The sequence below is a fragment of the Magnetospirillum sp. WYHS-4 genome, from assembly GCA_039908345.1.
In the GTDB taxonomy this organism is placed as follows: domain Bacteria; phylum Pseudomonadota; class Alphaproteobacteria; order Rhodospirillales; family GLO-3; genus JAMOBD01.
Map to the genome: position 1 here is coordinate 14,573 of JAMOBD010000037.1, position 15,907 is coordinate 30,479.

General features: G+C 67.5%; 22 protein-coding genes. 17 read left to right on the top strand and 5 right to left on the bottom strand.

The genetic code is table 11. The features are described 5' to 3' along the window. Positions 1-163: 163 nt before the first annotated feature. Positions 164-781: a class I SAM-dependent methyltransferase gene (locus tag H7841_11385; protein ID MEO5337480.1), complete on the bottom strand. Its 618-nt coding sequence runs from the start codon at positions 779-781 to the stop codon at positions 164-166. A 38-nt stretch (positions 782-819) separates the two neighbouring features. On the opposite strand from H7841_11385, the gene H7841_11390 reads away from it, so the two are divergent. Together H7841_11390 and H7841_11395 are read left to right on the top strand one after the other, a co-directional pair. Further along, positions 820-1,824: a DegT/DnrJ/EryC1/StrS family aminotransferase gene (locus H7841_11390; protein MEO5337481.1), complete on the top strand. Its 1,005-nt coding sequence runs from the start codon at positions 820-822 to the stop codon at positions 1,822-1,824. 53 nt (positions 1,825-1,877) lie between these two features. Beyond that, complete coding sequence (locus H7841_11395) at positions 1,878-2,720, top strand: undecaprenyl-diphosphate phosphatase (protein ID MEO5337482.1); 843 nt, start codon at positions 1,878-1,880, stop codon at positions 2,718-2,720. Here H7841_11395 and H7841_11400 read toward each other — a convergent pair. The 3 genes from H7841_11400 to H7841_11410 form a co-directional block, all read right to left on the bottom strand. Next, positions 2,663-3,364: a TIGR04283 family arsenosugar biosynthesis glycosyltransferase gene (locus H7841_11400; protein MEO5337483.1), complete on the bottom strand. Its 702-nt coding sequence runs from the start codon at positions 3,362-3,364 to the stop codon at positions 2,663-2,665. The genes H7841_11395 and H7841_11400 overlap by 58 nt on opposite strands. 29 nt (positions 3,365-3,393) lie before the next feature. Then, positions 3,394-3,777, bottom strand: coding sequence for a response regulator (locus tag H7841_11405; protein MEO5337484.1), 384 nt, complete (start codon positions 3,775-3,777; stop codon positions 3,394-3,396). 151 nt (positions 3,778-3,928) lie between these two features. Beyond that, positions 3,929-4,831: a D-hexose-6-phosphate mutarotase gene (locus H7841_11410; GenBank protein ID MEO5337485.1), complete on the bottom strand. Its 903-nt coding sequence runs from the start codon at positions 4,829-4,831 to the stop codon at positions 3,929-3,931. Between the two features lie 252 nt (positions 4,832-5,083). Here H7841_11410 and nifA point away from each other — a divergent pair, with 252 nt between their 5' ends. From nifA to yacG, 15 genes are all read left to right on the top strand, one after another. Beyond that, positions 5,084-6,754 (top strand): nif-specific transcriptional activator NifA, encoded by a 1,671-nt coding sequence (gene nifA, locus H7841_11415; GenBank protein MEO5337486.1) that lies wholly within the window; start codon positions 5,084-5,086, stop codon positions 6,752-6,754. A gap of 133 nt (positions 6,755-6,887) precedes the next feature. Next, positions 6,888-8,351, top strand: a complete 1,464-nt coding sequence (nifB, locus tag H7841_11420; protein MEO5337487.1) for a nitrogenase cofactor biosynthesis protein NifB — start codon at positions 6,888-6,890, stop codon at positions 8,349-8,351. 16 nt (positions 8,352-8,367) lie between these two features. Further along, on the top strand, positions 8,368-8,562 hold the full coding sequence (locus H7841_11425; GenBank protein ID MEO5337488.1) for a 4Fe-4S binding protein: 195 nt from the start codon (positions 8,368-8,370) through the stop codon (positions 8,560-8,562). Positions 8,563-8,568: 6 nt separating this feature from the next. Beyond that, the gene (locus H7841_11430; protein ID MEO5337489.1) at positions 8,569-9,327 is read left to right on the top strand and encodes a hypothetical protein; all 759 of its coding nucleotides are present in this window, start codon (positions 8,569-8,571) and stop codon (positions 9,325-9,327) included. Next, positions 9,317-9,586: a nitrogen fixation protein NifZ gene (locus H7841_11435; protein ID MEO5337490.1), complete on the top strand. Its 270-nt coding sequence runs from the start codon at positions 9,317-9,319 to the stop codon at positions 9,584-9,586. The genes H7841_11430 and H7841_11435 overlap by 11 nt, the downstream gene beginning before the upstream one ends. Continuing rightward, positions 9,583-9,795 carry a putative nitrogen fixation protein NifT gene (nifT, locus tag H7841_11440; GenBank protein ID MEO5337491.1) on the top strand — a complete coding sequence of 71 codons (213 nt, stop codon included), beginning with the start codon at positions 9,583-9,585 and terminating at the stop codon, positions 9,793-9,795. The genes H7841_11435 and nifT overlap by 4 nt, the downstream gene beginning before the upstream one ends. Then, the gene (locus H7841_11445) at positions 9,788-10,618 is read left to right on the top strand and encodes an SIR2 family protein (GenBank protein MEO5337492.1); all 831 of its coding nucleotides are present in this window, start codon (positions 9,788-9,790) and stop codon (positions 10,616-10,618) included. Before nifT ends, H7841_11445 begins: the two co-directional genes overlap by 8 nt. A 48-nt stretch (positions 10,619-10,666) precedes the next feature. After that, complete coding sequence (gene hisG / locus H7841_11450) at positions 10,667-11,341, top strand: ATP phosphoribosyltransferase (GenBank protein ID MEO5337493.1); 675 nt, start codon at positions 10,667-10,669, stop codon at positions 11,339-11,341. Beyond that, positions 11,325-12,623, top strand: a complete 1,299-nt coding sequence (hisD, locus tag H7841_11455) for a histidinol dehydrogenase (protein MEO5337494.1) — start codon at positions 11,325-11,327, stop codon at positions 12,621-12,623. The genes hisG and hisD overlap by 17 nt, the downstream gene beginning before the upstream one ends. 6 nt (positions 12,624-12,629) lie before the next feature. Then, positions 12,630-13,103, top strand: coding sequence for a UPF0262 family protein (locus tag H7841_11460; GenBank protein MEO5337495.1), 474 nt, complete (start codon positions 12,630-12,632; stop codon positions 13,101-13,103). Positions 13,104-13,105: 2 nt separating this feature from the next. Then, positions 13,106-13,549, top strand: a complete 444-nt coding sequence (locus H7841_11465; protein MEO5337496.1) for an arsenate reductase ArsC — start codon at positions 13,106-13,108, stop codon at positions 13,547-13,549. Between the two features lie 62 nt (positions 13,550-13,611). After that, a complete protein-coding gene (gene infA / locus H7841_11470; GenBank protein ID MEO5337497.1) occupies positions 13,612-13,830 on the top strand; it encodes a translation initiation factor IF-1 in 219 nt (72 codons plus the stop codon). 1 nt (position 13,831) lies between these two features. Continuing rightward, positions 13,832-14,419 carry a Maf family protein gene (locus tag H7841_11475; protein MEO5337498.1) on the top strand — a complete coding sequence of 196 codons (588 nt, stop codon included), beginning with the start codon at positions 13,832-13,834 and terminating at the stop codon, positions 14,417-14,419. Next, positions 14,398-15,450 (top strand): ribonuclease E/G, encoded by a 1,053-nt coding sequence (locus tag H7841_11480; GenBank protein ID MEO5337499.1) that lies wholly within the window; start codon positions 14,398-14,400, stop codon positions 15,448-15,450. Before H7841_11475 ends, H7841_11480 begins: the two co-directional genes overlap by 22 nt. Next, on the top strand, positions 15,447-15,686 hold the full coding sequence (gene yacG / locus H7841_11485) for a DNA gyrase inhibitor YacG (GenBank protein ID MEO5337500.1): 240 nt from the start codon (positions 15,447-15,449) through the stop codon (positions 15,684-15,686). The genes H7841_11480 and yacG overlap by 4 nt, the downstream gene beginning before the upstream one ends. Here yacG and H7841_11490 read toward each other — a convergent pair. Next, complete coding sequence (locus tag H7841_11490; protein MEO5337501.1) at positions 15,576-15,821, bottom strand: hypothetical protein; 246 nt, start codon at positions 15,819-15,821, stop codon at positions 15,576-15,578. The two genes, yacG and H7841_11490, sit on opposite strands and share 111 nt — an antisense overlap. Between the last annotated feature and the right edge of the window lie 86 nt (positions 15,822-15,907).

Consider the following 15,907-nt stretch of genomic DNA (forward strand, 5'->3'; position numbering starts at 1 on the left):
GAGGCAGGGGAACGGACACTTCCGCTCCTGGCCAAGCCTCGATTTCCAGGAACCGCGCTCCCCCGGGAAAGACCCGCGGGAGCGCGCGATCCCGTGTCCGCGGGCCCGACCAGATCGGACCGTCCAGGCCGGGCAATCAGGGGACACAAGCGGATGGTGGGATTTACGATGTGAGCTGGAAACGGCAATAGCAGAAGCGTTGGGTCTTGCCGGCCGGAGTCGGGTGGTCCTCGTAGACCGTATCCCGGAGCGAAAAGCTCCCGCCCAGTTCCGCGGCGAAGCTTTCCGGTCCGTGGCGCATCACCGGCAGGCCGCTGCATCTTTCCGGTCCCTCGGGGGCGAAGGCGGCCAGGACGACCGTCCCTCCGGGCGCAAGAGCTTCGTTCAAAACCGCCATGTAACGGCGGCGGTCCGCCGCTTCGGTAAGGAAATGGAAGACCGCTCGGTCGTGCCACAGGCCGTACCGGCGTTCCGGGCGCCATAGGGTGATGTCGGCGGCGATCCAGCACACCCCCGCGCCCTTGTCGCCCAGGCGCCGCCGGGCCTGGTCGAGCGCGCCGGCCGAGATATCGAGCACCGTCACGTCACCGAAGCCGTCGGCCAGCAGGGCATCGGCCAGGGGCGAGGCCCCGCCGCCCACGTCGATCAACGGCGTCGTCCGGTTCAAACCGGCGGCCCGGATGAGATCGAGGGACAGGGTGGGGGCGGACTGGTACCAGCTTACCTCCAAGGGCGACTTGGTCCCGTAGACGCCTTCCCAGTGGTCGCGGCGCGTGTTCATGGATGGCATTGTACGGCAGGCTGGGCTAAGAATCAGGCATGAAAGTGCCTTTCTGCGACCATCGGGTCATAGGCGAGGGCGAGCGGCGGGCTCTGCTGCGGGCCGTCGAGAAGGTGCTCGACCACGGCAGGCTTTGCCCTTCCCCCGAGGCCGACGAACTGGAGCGCAAGGCCGCGGCCCGCCTGGGGCGCGAACATGCGGTCATGCTGCGTTCGGGCGGCGAGGCGATCCGCCTCGTTCTCCAGGCCCTGGGGATCGGCAGGGGGACGGAAGTCATCGTCTCGCCCTTCCTGTCCGCCGCCACCTTGCGGGCCATCCGCCAGGCCGGGGCGAAGCCGGTCTTCTGCCCTGCGGGCGACGATCTCGGCGTCGATCCGGCGGCGCTCCCGTTCCTGATCGGGCCGCGTACCCGCGCCATCATGCCCACCCACTGGGGCGGCCGGCTGGGCGACATGGACGCCTACCTGGACCTCGGGCTGCCGGTGATCGAGGACGGCGCCAAGTCCTTCGGCGCCGAACGGCGGGGCCACAAGGCGGGCGGCAGTGGCCTCGCCGGCTGCTTCGACCTGGGGCCCGGCGGCATGCTGGCCGGCCTGGGCGAGGCCGGGCTGGTGGTCACCGACGACACGGGACTTGCGGAACGACTGCGCACCGGGCGCGGCGAAGCGCCGCCCGATCCCCTGCAGGCGGCCCTGCTGGTGCAAAGGCTCAAGCGGGTGGACGGCATCCTGCTCTGCCGCGAGGAGAACGCCCGCTACTACGACGAACACCTGAAGGGCCTGGCCGGCCTTCCCGAGGCGGAATCGGGGGAGCGCCAAGCCTTCGACGGTTATGCCTTGCGAACCGGGCGCCGCGACCGCCTGCGCACCTACCTGGAGCGGCGCGGCATCGCGACCCGCCTGCCCGAGGCGGCGGCGCGCGGCAAGGCGGGACGGGCAGGCGATGCCGTGATCGCCATCCCCGTGGGGGAGCGCCTGGGCAAGCCCCAGCGCATCTACGTCGCCGAAACCATCCGTCGCTTTTTCCGGGTCAAGGGCCTTTAGGTCCGGCGGGGCCGGTGTTATAAGGGGCCCGCAACATCTAGCGGGAGTTTCCCTTGGATCTTCAAAATCTGGCGATCCTGGCGTTGATCCAAGGGGTCACGGAGTTCCTGCCCATCTCGTCGTCGGGCCATCTGGTGGTCATGCCCCGCCTGACCTGCTGGCCCGACCAGGGACTGGCCGTGGACGTGGCCATGCACGTGGGGACCCTGGGTGCCGTCTTGACCTACTTCTGGCGCGACATCGCCGAGATGATCCCCGGTTTCTTCCGGCTCATGGCCGGGCGGCGCGATCCGGCGGGCAAGCTCGCCCTGCTGTTGATCGTCGGCACCGTTCCCGTGGTGGCCGCCGGCCTTCTGGTCAAGCACTATTGGCCGGAGGGCATCCGCTCTCTCGCCGTGGTCGCCTGGACCATGACCCTGTACGGCATTCTGCTTTATGTGGCCGACCGCGTCGGCATGACGGTGCGCCGCGTCGAACACCTGGGCTACGGCGACGCCGTGGTCATCGGTTTCGCCCAATGCCTGGCCCTGATTCCCGGTACCAGCCGTTCCGGAATCACTATCACGGCGGCCCGCATGATGGGCATGGAACGGGCCGCGGCGGCCCGCTTTTCCATGCTGCTGTCGGTACCCGGCATCCTCGGGGCGGGCCTGCTGGAAGGCTACGAACTCTACAAGCAGGGCAACGGGATCGGCCAGGACGCCATCCTGGGGGCCGGCCTGGCCTTCGTCGCCGGCCTGGTCGCCATCTGGGGGCTGATGGGCTGGCTGAAGCGGTCCACCTTCACGCCCTTCGTGGTCTACCGCCTGATCCTGGGCCTGTTCCTGTTCAGCGTCGCCTATGGCTGGGTGGACTGGCAGGGCCTGTTGGGCCTCGACACCTCCTGCGACCGATAGATCTTGGCGATCAGGGGCGGCGGCAGTCCCAGGAAGTAGAGCCCCAGGCAGAACAGGTTGCGAGCCGGGCGGCGCAGCCAACCGTCCCGGCGATAGCGTTCGGCCGAGGTGACGGCGGCCGTTTCCAGGAAGGCGAGGCGGGACCGGCCCAGGCGGCGGACCAAGTCCACGTCCTCCATCAAAGGCAGGGGCCGAAAGCCGCCCACCGCGTCGTAGAGGCGGCGCGAAATCAGCAATCCCTGATCCCCGTAGGGCAGTCCGAAGGTGCGGGCGCGCCAGTTGGCCAAGCGGGCGACGCGCTCAGCGGCGGCGGCGGAATCGTCGAAGGCAAGGCGGAAGACGGCGGCCCGGTCCGGGGACTCCCGCATGTGGCGGTCCGCTTCTTCCCGCCAGCCCGTCGCCAGGACGGTATCGGCGTGGAGGAACAACAGCCAGTCGCCGCCGGCCGCCGCCGCGCCGGCCGCCAATTGGGTCCCGCGCCCCGGCGGGCAGGCGACGATCCGGGTTCCGACCGGGATGGCAAGGGTGCGGTCGGTCGATCCGCCGTCGGCGACGACGATGTCGTCTACCCCGGCGCGGACTGTCTCCAGCATCCGGGCAAGGCCCGCTTCGGCGTTCAGGGTGGGGACGACAAGGCTCAACACCGGCGCAGCATAGCACGACCGGTCCGGCATCACCCCAGGCTGTCGATGCCGGACAATATCAGGTCGACCCGGTTCAGGAAGTTGAGGGCGTCGATGGGCTTGGCGACGTAATCGTCGAAGCCCGCGGCCAGGCAGCGGACACGATCGGCCTCCATGGCATGGGCCGTGACCGCGATGACGGGGATACCCTTAAGCTCCCCGTCATCCTTCAGGGCCTTGACCAGGTCGAGCCCCGAGACCATCGGCAGCTTGATGTCCATCAGCACCAGATGGGGGCGGGTGTCGCGGATCGCGGCGATGGTTTCCCATCCCCCTTCCCCATGGACGACGTTGTGGCCTCGGGCCCGCAGCAGGTTGTCGAACAGGATGGCGTGGCTGCGCGTATCTTCGACGATGAAAACGGTACGCGGCATTGGTCCCTCCCCGGACGTCCGCCGAAACTCCAGACCCAGCCGAAGGGTAGCACGTCGCCCGCCGTCTCTTGGCTCACAAATGCGTTATCCCGAGAGGAATTCTCCGGAGACTATCTCTCTATGGATGTATTGTCGTGCATGCCGTCCATCTCTAGTCCGCAATGGAATAGGTGGCGGTCAATCGATGTTCGCCGCCGGCCGGGACCTGGATGACATCCGGTCCTGCATTGGTGGTTTCGACGCAGAGCATGACCTTCCAGTCGTCGTCGTTCAAGTCGGCCATGGAAGCGGCGGTGGCGATCCACGGATTCCAGACCACGGCACTGGCGCTACCCGACGACGCGATGCGGATGGTGCGGCCGAGAGCCGTATCGCGGATCGCCAAGTCTCCCGCCACGCCGGTATAGATGCGGTCGGTCTCGCCGACGATTGTCACCGGGCCCCGTTGCAGCTTCTCGCTTCCGCCGTCCATCTTATCGATGTAGCCCCGCCCTTCCAGGCCCAGGACTTCGGTGCTTCCGATGTCGCCGATCCGGAAATAGGTATGCAGGCCTTGGGATAAGGAAAAGGGCTCCGCCCCCTTGTTGCGGGTGACCAGGGCGATTTCCAGGGCCTCGCCGACCGTGGCGGCCAGTTCCAGATCGAAAGCCTGGGGCCAGAGGGCGCGGGTCTCCTCGGTGTCGCAGAGGCCCAGGCGGACCCGGATGCGGCCATCAGCCAGGGTCTGGGTGCTCCGCAGGGTCCAGGGCCGGTTGCGCACGAAGCCATGCCCCGGACGGCCTTTGCCCTCGGGATCGGGGCCGAACCAGGGCCAGCAGACGGGCGCGCCGCCCTTGATCGCCTTGCCCGCGGCGTAATAGGCCTTGTCGCTGAGAAACAGCAGGTCCTCGTCCTGGCCGGCCGGTCGGAAGGACAGCACCTGTCCGGCATGGATGGAGATCGACGCCCGTGATCCGCAGGCCTCGATCTCGATCATGGGCAGCCCCCCCTTCCCATCGACCACCCAAAGGCGGCCGGCGATGGCGAATTCGGCGTTCAGGCGTTCGGCGGTCATGGCGCGGCTCCCAATCTTTCGCTTGGCGCGATGGTAACCGAAGACGCCTCCTTCGCAAACGGCGGCGACGAAGGCTAATTTTTAGGCACACGCACATTTGCTTATCATTTGTGCAAATGTCTTGAATCCGACAATCCGGGGGGCTATGGTGGCCCCATCCGACGAGCCTCCCGCTAGGCGCCGGCAAGAGCGTGACGGGGGGAGACCGTGGCGGCCCGCCGGATCGTGCCAACCCGAAGACGGAGGCCGCCAATGCGCGTCGATCATGCCCGGGCCAACGCCCTTGCCCTCAACGGAATCTACGAAGCCAGCAAGATTCTGAGTTCGTCGCTGAACCTGGAAAGCACGTTGCGCGACGTGCTCAACCTGCTGTCGTCCTACATGCTGATGCGCCGGGGCATGGTGGCCCTGGTGGACAAGGACGCGGGCGCCCAGCCGGTGGTGATCGCCGCCGCGGGCATGACGCCCCAGGCACTGGAACGCGGCGAGGCCCGCCTGCCCAAGGCGGTGGTCGATGCCATCATGACCGCCAACATCCCCCACGTGGTCGCCGACATGGCGGGCGACCCCATGTTCGCCGGTTTCTTCGGCGGCGCCAAGAGCCGGCCGGACCAACCGGTGGCCTTCATCGGCGTGCCCATCAAGGCGGCCGACAAGCCCATTGGCGTGCTGACCATCGAACGCGACTGGGACGACGAGGGCGACGTCCATTTCGAATTCGACGTCCGCTTCCTCGCCATGATCGCCAACCTGATCGGCCAGACGGCACGGCTGCGCCAGAACATCGCCACCGACCGCGAACGCCTGCTGATCGAACAGTCCCGTCTGCAGAAGGCCCTCGACCACCGCCGCCACGAAACCAGGGACGAACAGGGGGGATGCCTCGCCGGTTCCATCGTCGGCCAGAGCCGGGTGATGCAGGAGGTGCTGTCGCAGGTCCGCCAAGTGGCGCAGACCCGCTCGACGGTGTTGATTCGCGGAGAAAGCGGCACCGGCAAGGAACTGATCGCCCGCGCCATCCACCAGGCCAGTCAGCGGGCCAAGGCGGCCTTCGTCGAGGTCAATTGCGCCGCCCTGCCGGAAAACCTGCTGGAATCGGAACTTTTCGGCCATGAGAAGGGCGCCTTCACGGGCGCCAGTCACGAGCGCAAGGGCCGGTTCGAACTGGCCGACGGCGGCACCCTGTTCCTGGACGAGATCGGCGAGATATCTCCGGCCTTCCAGGCCAAGCTGCTGCGCGTGTTGCAGGAAGGCGAGTTCGAACGGGTCGGGGGCAACAAGACCATCAAGGTCGACGTGCGCCTGATCTCGGCCACCAACAAGAACCTGGAGGAAGCGGTGGCCAACGGCACCTTCCGCGCCGATCTCTACTACCGCATCTCGGTAGTGCCGGTCCTCGTTCCGCCGCTGCGCGACCGCCCCGAGGACATCTCCAAGCTGGCCGGCTGCTTCCTCACCCGCTTCAACAAGGAAAACAAGCGCGACCTGCGCCTGTCCGACGAGGCCCTGGCGGTGCTCCAGCATTGCTACTTCCCCGGCAACGTCCGCGAATTGGAAAACTGCGTGAGCCGGGTCGCCACCATGGCCAAGGCGGAGGTCATCCGCGCTTCCGACATGGCCTGCCAACGCGGCCAGTGTCTGTCCTCTGCGCTGTGGAAGCACCGGCCCGCCGACGCCCGTCCGGTGGGCGGCCTGGGACCGGCCCCCGCGTTTGGCGAGGCCTTGGCCTCCTGCCCCCTGCCCAGCGCTCCCCCCATGGCGCGGGAACCCGATCGGGCCGCCCTGTCGCCTCGCGACCGGCTGATCCAGGCCATGGAAACGGCCGGCTGGGTACAGGCCAAGGCGGCCCGGATGCTCGGCCTGACCCCGCGCCAGATCGGCTACGCCCTCAAGAAGTACGGCGTCGAGGTCAAGCAATTGTAGTGTCGCGATCGCGACAGCCTGTCCAACAGTCGACAGGCGCTTGCGGCCGGAATCCGCGGAAATTCGAGGGCTCCGGAGTTGGCACCGACCTTGCGAAGGGGAAGGCGAGACCCCGCCACGCAAGGAGGCGCCAATGACCGCTTTCGTAGCCCTCGCCGATCTGCGGCCCGCCCCCGCCCCCAGGGGCCAGGGTGGGTGCCGCTCCTCCGCCTGCGGGTCGAGCCAGGCGTCCGGCGACCTGCCGCCCGAAGTCTGGGCCAAGGTCAAGGATCATCCCTGCTATTCGGAGGAGGCCCACCACTTCTTCGCCCGCATGCATGTGGCCGTGGCCCCCGGATGCAACATCCAGTGCAACTACTGCAATCGCAAGTTCGATTGCGCCAACGAAAGCCGTCCCGGCGTGGTCAGCGAACGGCTGACTCCCGAACAGGCCCTGCGCAAGGTGATCGCCGTCGCCAACCGGGTGCCCCAACTCTCGGTGCTTGGCATCGCCGGGCCGGGGGATGCGCTGCACGACCATCACCGGACCTTCGAGACCTTCCGTCTGGTCTCCGAGAAACTTCCCGACATCAAGCTTTGTCTCTCGACCAACGGCCTGGCGCTGCCCGAGCACGTGGAAGCCATCGCCGCCTTGAACGTCGACCATGTGACAATCACCATCAACATGGTCGATCCTCGGGTGGGAGAAGCAATCTATCCCTGGGTCTACTTCGACCGCCGTCGATGGAGCGGGCGCGACGCCTCGAAAATCCTGCATGAGCGCCAGATGCTGGGCCTCGAGATGCTGGCCTCCCGCGGCATCCTGGTCAAGGTCAACTCGGTCATGATCCCCGGCGTCAACGACGCCCACCTGACAGAGGTCAATGCCGAGGTCAAGAAGCGCGGCGCCTTCCTGCATAACGTCATGCCGCTGATCTCCGATCCGGCGCACGGCACCTATTTCGGGCTGGCCGGCCAGCGCGGCCCGACGCCGACGGAACTGAAGGCGCTACAGGACGATCTGGGCGGAGGCGCCAAGCTGATGCGCCACTGCCGCCAGTGCCGGGCCGACGCCGTCGGCCTGCTGGGCGAGGATCGCGGTCATGAATTCGATCTGGCTTCCCTGCCGGCGACCATCGATGTCGATCCCTCCGCCCGCCGGGCCTACCGCAGCGTGGTCGAGGCCGAACGGGCCGACCGCGCCGCCGCCGTGGCCGCCGCCACCGAAGGCCTGCGGGAAACGACGCCCGTGACCCCCGTCCGCCTGGTCGCCGTCTGCACGAAGGGAGGCGGGCGGGTCAACCAGCACTTCGGCCACGCCACCGAGTTCCAGGTCTACGAGGTGGACGGCCGGGGCGTGCGGTTCTCCGGCCTGCGGCGGGCGGACAATTACTGCCGGGGCGGCTGGGGCGAGGACGACAATCTGGAAGCCATCGTCGAAGCCTTGGCGGGTGTCGACGCCGTGCTCTGCGCCAAGGTCGGAGGCTGTCCCAAGGATCGCCTGGCCGAAGCCGGCATCGCGGTCGTCGATGCCTATGCCCAGGACTACATCGAAACCGCCGCCGCCGCCTGGTACGCCGCCTCGTCCGGCGTCCGGAAAGCGGCCCTTTGCGCCTGACCGAAGGAGAAGACCCATGGCCTACACCATCGTCGCCGAAAACTGCACCGCCTGCGGCGGCTGCGAATTCGAATGCCCCAACAACGCCATCAAGATGAAGGGCGACATCTTCGTCATCGATGCCGGCAAGTGCACCGAATGCGACGGCAAGTTCGATGCGCCCCAGTGCGCCGCCGTCTGTCCGGTGCCCGACACCTGCGTGCCCGCCTGAACCGCCATGGGCCGCGACGAAGACATCCTCGACTGGCGGGGCGGGTCCGTGGATTGCGCGGCCTGTCCCCATGCCGGCCGGCGGACGGAAGGTCGCTGCCGGCCGGCCACGGCCTGCGTGCGCAACCGCCGGCCCTCGGCAATCGATCATTTCTTCGCCGCCAACTCCGACGTGGCCGACGGCTACCTGGACCATCCCTATTTCGAACTGCGCGCCGTGGCCGCCCGCCACGCCAGCATCTTCCGCATCCGCGGCCTGCTGGACGATCCCGATCCGGGAGTGCGAACCGTGGTGGCGCAACGCCTGCCGGTCGGCCAGATCCTTACGCTGCGCCGTGATCCCGACCCCTCGGTGCGCCTGGCGGTGGCCAGCCGCCTGTCGGGTCCCGAACTCAGGCCCATGCTGGACGACGAGGACTACTACGTGCGCGTCGTCGCCATCCGCCGCCTGCCCGAGGAATCCATCGCGCTCGGGGCCACCGACCCGGAACCCATCGTCCGGCGGGAGGTGGCAAGGCGGGCCGGCGAGCGCCTGCTCCGCTACCTGGCCCATGACCCCGATCCCATGGTGCGCATCGAAGTCGCCCGTCGCCTGCCGGTGGCCGACCTGGAGCCCATGCTGGGCGACGGCGATTGCCGGGTGCGTTATGCCGTGGCCGAACGCATCGATGTGAGTTGCTTGGTGTCCCTGGCGGAGGACGAGGTCGACGCGGTGCGCGACCTGGTCCAGCGCCGCCTGGCCGAGGAGGGCGCTCATGCCCCGTGAACCGGACGTCGACATCTTCTCCGATCCTGTCTTCGACTTCGGACAAAAGGTGCGCTCGCGGAAGAACGTCAAGAACGACGGGACCTTCGCCGGCGCCGAGATCGGTGAGGTCTTGGTACGGAAGGGCGAGGAAGGCTATGTGCGCGACATCGGCACCTTCCTGCAGCAGTTCCATGTCTATGCCGTGGAATTCATCGGAACGGGACGCATCGTCGGCATGCGCGCCGCCGAACTGGAATCTCTGGAGGGCAAGCCATGAAGGTGATGATTCGCAAGGCGGACGGCATCCTGTCGGCCTATGTACCGAAGAAGGACCTGGAAGAAGCCGTCGTCGAACAGGAAAAGCCCGGCCTCTGGGGCGGCTGGATCAAGCTGGCCAACGGCTGGGTGCTCGACCTGCCGGCCATGAGCGAAGAACCCCGCCTGCCTATCACGGTCACCGCCCGCAAGCGCGGCGAAGATGACTGAGGACGCCATGGAAACCATTGGCCGCCTGGTTGCCGAAGGCCGGCTCATTCCCTACCTGGGGCCCGACCTGCTGACCCTCGCGGGCGCCGCGCCGGTGCCGACCGCGCCTCGCGAACTGGCGGCCCGCCTCGCCGCCAAGATCTCGGTCCCGGCACGCATCCGCGGGAACGTCTGGTCGGTGGCGCAATATATCGAATCCAACCGCCACAGAATTACGCTTACCCGATTGATGTCCGAGACCTTCGGTCCCGCTCTCCCCCCCACAGCCTTGCACCGGTGGCTCGCCGAGTTGAAGTGGCTGCCCCTGGTGGTCGACGTCTGGTACGACGATACCCTGCCGGCCGCCTTTGCCGGGCGAAGGAATTGGGGCCTGGTCCAGGGCGTGACGCGGGCGGGGGAGAACCTCGACATCTGGGCCAAATACTTCGACTGCGCCGGACGCGAGTGCCAGTCCGCCGATGCGCCGGGCTGGCAGACCCTGGTCTACAAGCCGCACGGCTGCGTCCGGCCGGGCGGCAGCTTCCTGGTTTCCGATTCGGACTATGTGGAAGCCCTGACCGAACTGGACATCCAGACGCCGATTCCGCCCGAGGTGCAGGCCCGCCGGGCCGGGAGGGGGTTCCTGTTTCTCGGCTGCCGCTTCTACGACCAGATGCTGCGCACCTATGCCCGCCAGATCATGAAGCGCTCATCCGGGCCCCATTACGCCGTGCTTCCCGAAGCCGATCTCACCCGCAACGAACGGCGGTTCCTGGAAGAGCAAGCCATCGTGCCCGTCGGTCTGGATCTGGGGACGGCCGTGGACCGATTGACGAAGGGATAAGATACCCCCCTGGTCGGCCTGGACGAAACGTGCCATTAATCCCGCCCCATGACCGACACCACGACCGACAAGCTGATCCTGGCGCTGCCCAAGGGCCGCATCCTCAAGGAAGTGATGCCCATCCTGAAGGCCGCCGGCATCGAACCCGAAGCCGCCTTCGCCGACAAGGACGCAAGGCAGTTGCGCTTCGCCACCAGCCGGCCCGAGATCGACCTGATCCGCGTGCGCAGCTTCGACGTGGCCAACTTCGTGGCCTTCGGTGCCGCGCAACTCGGGATCGCGGGCAGCGACGTGCTGATGGAATTCGATTTCCCTGAAATCTACGCGCCCCTCGACCTGGGGATCGGCAGGTGCCGCATGGCGGTGGCCGAGCCCGAGGAGATGGTGGCCGGCGACGATCCGGCGACCTGGAGCCACGTGCGCGTCGCCACCAAGTATCCCGAGATCACGCGCCGCCACTTCGCCCGGCGGGGCGTACAGGCCGAATGCATCAAGCTGAACGGAGCCATGGAACTGGCGCCCAAGCTGGGGCTTTGCCGCCGCATCGTCGACTTGGTATCGTCGGGCGCCACCCTGAAGGCCAACGGTCTGGTGGAAATCGAGCATATCGCCGACATCTCGTCGCGTCTCGCGGTCAACCGCACCGCGTGGAAGACCCGGCCCACCGAGATCGACCATTGGATCGAGAGGTTCCGGGAGGCCGTCCATGCCGCAGCGTCTTGATATCCGCGACCAGGGCTTCGAGGCATCTTTCGCCGCCCTCATGTCCGCCAAGCGGGAGGCCGAGGCCGACGTCAACGCCGTCGTCGCGGCCATTCTGGACGAGGTGCGGCGCGACGGTGACGCGGCCCTGCTGGCCTATACGAAAAAATTCGACCGCCTTGACCTGACCGCGGAAACCCTGCGGGTGACCGTCGCCCAGATGGAAGCCGCGACCGCTGCCTGCGCGCCCGAGACCCTGGCGGCCCTGAAGGTGGCGGCGGAACGCATCGCCGACTACCACCGGCGCCAGATACCCGAGGACCAGGACTACGTCGATGCCGCCGGCATCCGCCTCGGCTATCGCTGGACGGCGGTGGGCGCGGCGGGGCTCTATGTTCCCGGCGGCACGGCGGCCTATCCCTCATCGGTGTTGATGAACGCCCTGCCGGCCAAGGTCGCCGGGGTGGAACGCCTGGTGATGGTGGTGCCCTCGCCGGACGGCAGGCTCAATCCTTTGGTTCTGGCGGCGGCCCGGGTGGCCGGCGTGGACGAGATCTACCGGGTCGGCGGCGCCCAGGCGGTGGCGGCGCTGGCCTATGGGACGGCGACCATCCGTCCGGTGGACAAGATCGTCGGTCCCGGCAATGCCTATGTGGCGGCAGCCAAGCGCCAAGTCTTCGGTATCGTGGGCATCGACATGATCGCCGGACCGTCGGAAATCCTGGTGGTGGCCGACGGCGCAAACGATCCGGCCTGGATCGCCGCCGACCTGCTGTCCCAGGCCGAACACGACACCGCCGCCCAATCCATCCTGATTGCCGATGACGCGGCCTTCGCCCTCGCGGTGGAAGAAGCCGTCGAAAGCCACCTGAAGACCCTGCCACGGGCCGCCATCGCCCGGAAGAGCTGGGACGACTACGGCTGCGTCATCCTGGTGGAACGCCTGGACCAGGCGATTCCCCTGGTCGACCGCCTGGCGCCCGAGCATCTGGAACTGGCCTGCGCGGACCCGGATGCCCTGGCGCGGCGCATCCGCAACGCCGGGGCGATCTTTCTGGGGCGCCATACGCCGGAGGCCTTGGGAGACTACGTGGCCGGACCGAACCACGTTCTGCCGACGGCACGCACGGCGCGCTTCTCTTCCCCCCTGGGAGTGCTGGACTTCCTCAAACGGTCATCGATCATCGGGGCCGGGGTGGAAGGACTGAACGCCATCGGCCCGGCGGCGGTGGCCTTGGCCAAGGCGGAAGGACTGGATGCCCACGCCCTGTCGGTCTCCATCCGCCTCAACCTGCCCCGGTAGGTCATCGTGGCGCCCGACCAGCGCCTGTCCCGCCTCACCCTGGACGCCCACGGCGTCGTGCGCTTCAGCCCGCGCGTCGAGCACGAGCGCCGGATCGCCATCCAGGACCTGCTTGACGAGAATTCCTTCCAGCCCGTCGACGGGGTGTCGGGGCCCTTCGTCCTCCACCTGGGTCTGGCCGAGGGGCGGCTGCTGTTCGACGTCCGCGACGAAAGCGAGACACCGCTGTTCGCCTTTCCTTTGTCCCTGGCACCGTTGCGCGGCATCATCAAAGATTATTTCATGGTCTGCGACAGCTATTACAAAGCGATCGGCGATGCGACCCCATCGCGCATCGAAGCCATCGACATGGGCCGGCGCGGACTGCACAACGAAGGCGCGGAGATGCTGCGCGACCGCTTGGCTCCCAGGATCGCCATCGATACGGTGACGGCCCGGCGGCTGTTCACGTTGATTTGCGTCATGCATATCCGGTCTTGACCATGGCACCGACAGCAGTCCTGTTCGCCTGCACCCAGAACGCCATTCGCTCGCCAATGGCCGAAGGCCTGTTCAAACACCTTTACGGCGGTCGCATCTATGTGGATTCGGCGGGCGTCCACGCCGGGCAGCACGACGGATTCGCGGTGGCGGTCATGCGCGAAATCGGCATCGACATCGCCGACCACCAGCCCAAAACCTTCGACGACCTCCAGGACGCCTATTTCGATCTGGTGGTCTCGCTGTCGCCACAGGCCCAGCACAAGGCGGTGGAGATGACCCGCATCATGGCCTGCGACCTGGAATTCTGGAACACTTTCGATCCTTCCGTGATCGAAGGCAGCCGCGAGGTACGGCTGGATGCCTATCGGCGCGTGCGTGACCAGTTGTTGCAAAGAATCCGCGACCGCTTCGATTCCATGGGGCCTGCGTCCCAAGGGGCTTGATTTTCGAAGGCTGCGGGGCCAATGTCTCAGCCGCCCGCGGCTCAACAAAGAGGTTTCTTTAGATGGCGAAAGAGGAAGTCCTGGAATTTACCGGGACGGTCACCGAGCTTCTGCCCAATGCCATGTTCCGGGTGAAGCTGGACAACAACCACGAAATCCTGGCCCATACCGCCGGCAAGATGCGCAAGTTCCGTATTCGCGTCCTGGCCGGCGACCGCGTCAACGTCGAGATGACGCCCTACGATCTGACCAAGGGCCGCATCACCTTCCGCTACAAGTAACATGTCGCGCCTGGTGCTCGCGTCGGCCTCGCCCCGGCGGGTGGAGCTGCTGGCCCAGGTGGGCATCGTCCCCGACGCCATCCAACCCTCCCGCGTGGACGAAAGCGTTCGTCCGCGCGAGTTGCCGCGCCGCCACGCCCAGCGGCTGGCGGAAGCGAAGGCACGCGCCGTGGCCGACGGCTTTCCCGGGGCCTATCTGCTGGGAGCCGACACTGTGGTGGCCTGCGGCCGGCGCATCCTCGGCAAGGCGGAAACCGAGGCGGAGGCCCGGCGCTTTCTCGATCTGCTGTCGGGCCGCCGCCACCGGGTCTACGGTGGCGTGGCCATCGTCGGCCCCGACGGCAAGGTGCATTCGCGCATGGTCGTCACGGCCGTCGCCTTCAAGCGCCTGTCGGGCGAGGAGATCGATGCCTACCTGGCCTCCGGCGAGTGGCGCGACAAGGCTGGGGCCTATGGCATCCAGGGCCGGGCCGCTCTGTTCGTGCGGGGCATCGTGGGGTCCTATTCCAACGTCGTCGGCTTGCCGTTGTTCGAAACGGCCGCTCTGCTGAGGGGGCTCGGCTACCGGTGGCCATCGACCGCATCCTGATCGACTCCCGTCCCGGCCTGGGTCGCGCCGCCCTGCTGGACGGGGAGCGTCTGGTTGAATTGCGCGTCGAACGGCCAGGCCGCGAGAGCCGGGTGGGCGCCGTCTACCTGGGCCGGCTGCGCAAGGTGGCGAAGGGCTTGCAGGCGGCGTTCGTCGACATCGGGCTGGAGCGAGACGGCTTCCTGCCTCTGAGCGACGGCCTGTCGGAGGGAGACGCCCTGGCGGTCCGCGTGGTCCGCGACCCGGAAGGGGAAAAGGGGGCCAAGCTGGCCCAGGTTCCCGGCGATGCTACCGGCCTGCGGCCGCCCCTGTGCTTGCGCCCCGCGCCTTCGCTGGCGGAACGCCTGCGGCTCGATTTCCCCGAAGCCGCCTTGAGCGAGGAAGCCTTCGGCGAAGAGTTGGAAGATGCCGTCGCGGCGGCGTTGGTTCCTTACGTCCCCTTGCCATCGGGCGGCAGCCTGGCGATCGAGGAAACGGCCGCCCTGGTCGCCATCGACGTCAATGCCGGTCCGGGCGCGGGGGGCGGACGCGAGGCATCCCATCTGGCGGTGAACCGGGAGGCCGCCGCGGAGGTCGCCCGCCAGATCCGGCTGCGCAACCTGGCCGGTTCCCTGGTGGTCGACTTCCTGCGCATGAAGCGGGATGAAGGGCGCCGCAAAGTGCTGACCGCTCTCCGCGAGGCCGTGGCAACCGATCCGGCCGGCGTCCAGGTGCGAGGCTTCACGGCTCTCGGACTGGTGGAAATGGTCCGGACCAAGTCGGGCGAGTCTCTCTCCCGGCTGCTCACCGTTCCCTGCGCTGCCTGCGGCGGGGCGGGGAGAATCCCTTCCCCCGACCGGATCGCCGCCGACATCCTGGCCGCCCTGGAGCGCGAGGCGCGGGCACGGCCGGGCGGCACCCTTCGCTTGCTGGCCGCACCATCCGCTCTTGCCGCCCTGCCGGAAACGGGGAATCGCTTTGGCCACCCGGTGGTCTTGGAAGCGCGTGCCGACTTTCCCGCCGATACATTCCACATCCTGGTTGCGCCATGACGGACACCCCTGCGAAAGTCGTTTCGCTGAAGCCCCGGAAGTGTCCGCTTTGCGGCAAGCCGGTCGACGTAGCGTTCAAACCCTTCTGCTCGAAGCGTTGCGCCGACATCGACCTGGGTCGCTGGTTAAGCGAGGGCTATCGTGTCCAGACCGACGAAAGTCCGGAGATTCCGGACCTTTCCGACGGCGAGGAGGGCAACGAATCCAGGGTAATGAGGCGTGAATCCGAGGATTGAGGCGAGGTAATCGACGTTCCATCCGGCGGCCTCGGCGGGGGCGATGGCGTCGATGGTCACCAGGGCGCCCTTCAGTCCGCCGCCTGCGGCCAGGCGCTCCAGCAAGATGACGAAGCCGCAAATCTGGCTGCGCATCCTCGGCGAAGCCCTGCGCAAGTATCTCCACGGACGGCAACTTCATCAGCCGCCCTGGCTCGCGCCCCCGCAGGCCGCGGCCGCAG

Bases quoted from the DNA above. Each gene is read 5' to 3' on its own strand.
- nifB (MEO5337487.1), top strand. From the start codon at position 6,888: ATGACCGCTTTCGTAGCCCTCGCCGATCTGCGGCCCGCCCCCGCCCCC.
- infA (MEO5337497.1), top strand. From the start codon at position 13,612: ATGGCGAAAGAGGAAGTCCTGGAATTTACCGGGACGGTCACCGAGCTT.
- H7841_11445 (MEO5337492.1), top strand. From the start codon at position 9,788: ATGACTGAGGACGCCATGGAAACCATTGGCCGCCTGGTTGCCGAAGGC.
- hisG (MEO5337493.1), top strand. From the start codon at position 10,667: ATGACCGACACCACGACCGACAAGCTGATCCTGGCGCTGCCCAAGGGC.
- H7841_11465 (MEO5337496.1), top strand. From the start codon at position 13,106: ATGGCACCGACAGCAGTCCTGTTCGCCTGCACCCAGAACGCCATTCGC.
- H7841_11435 (MEO5337490.1), top strand. From the start codon at position 9,317: ATGCCCCGTGAACCGGACGTCGACATCTTCTCCGATCCTGTCTTCGAC.
- H7841_11490 (MEO5337501.1), bottom strand. From the start codon at position 15,821: ATGCGCAGCCAGATTTGCGGCTTCGTCATCTTGCTGGAGCGCCTGGCC.
- H7841_11390 (MEO5337481.1), top strand. From the start codon at position 820: ATGAAAGTGCCTTTCTGCGACCATCGGGTCATAGGCGAGGGCGAGCGG.
- hisD (MEO5337494.1), top strand. From the start codon at position 11,325: ATGCCGCAGCGTCTTGATATCCGCGACCAGGGCTTCGAGGCATCTTTC.
- H7841_11405 (MEO5337484.1), bottom strand. From the start codon at position 3,777: ATGCCGCGTACCGTTTTCATCGTCGAAGATACGCGCAGCCACGCCATC.
- H7841_11410 (MEO5337485.1), bottom strand. From the start codon at position 4,831: ATGACCGCCGAACGCCTGAACGCCGAATTCGCCATCGCCGGCCGCCTT.
- H7841_11475 (MEO5337498.1), top strand. From the start codon at position 13,832: ATGTCGCGCCTGGTGCTCGCGTCGGCCTCGCCCCGGCGGGTGGAGCTG.
- nifT (MEO5337491.1), top strand. From the start codon at position 9,583: ATGAAGGTGATGATTCGCAAGGCGGACGGCATCCTGTCGGCCTATGTA.
- H7841_11385 (MEO5337480.1), bottom strand. From the start codon at position 781: ATGAACACGCGCCGCGACCACTGGGAAGGCGTCTACGGGACCAAGTCG.
- yacG (MEO5337500.1), top strand. From the start codon at position 15,447: ATGACGGACACCCCTGCGAAAGTCGTTTCGCTGAAGCCCCGGAAGTGT.
- H7841_11430 (MEO5337489.1), top strand. From the start codon at position 8,569: ATGGGCCGCGACGAAGACATCCTCGACTGGCGGGGCGGGTCCGTGGAT.
- H7841_11425 (MEO5337488.1), top strand. From the start codon at position 8,368: ATGGCCTACACCATCGTCGCCGAAAACTGCACCGCCTGCGGCGGCTGC.
- nifA (MEO5337486.1), top strand. From the start codon at position 5,084: ATGCGCGTCGATCATGCCCGGGCCAACGCCCTTGCCCTCAACGGAATC.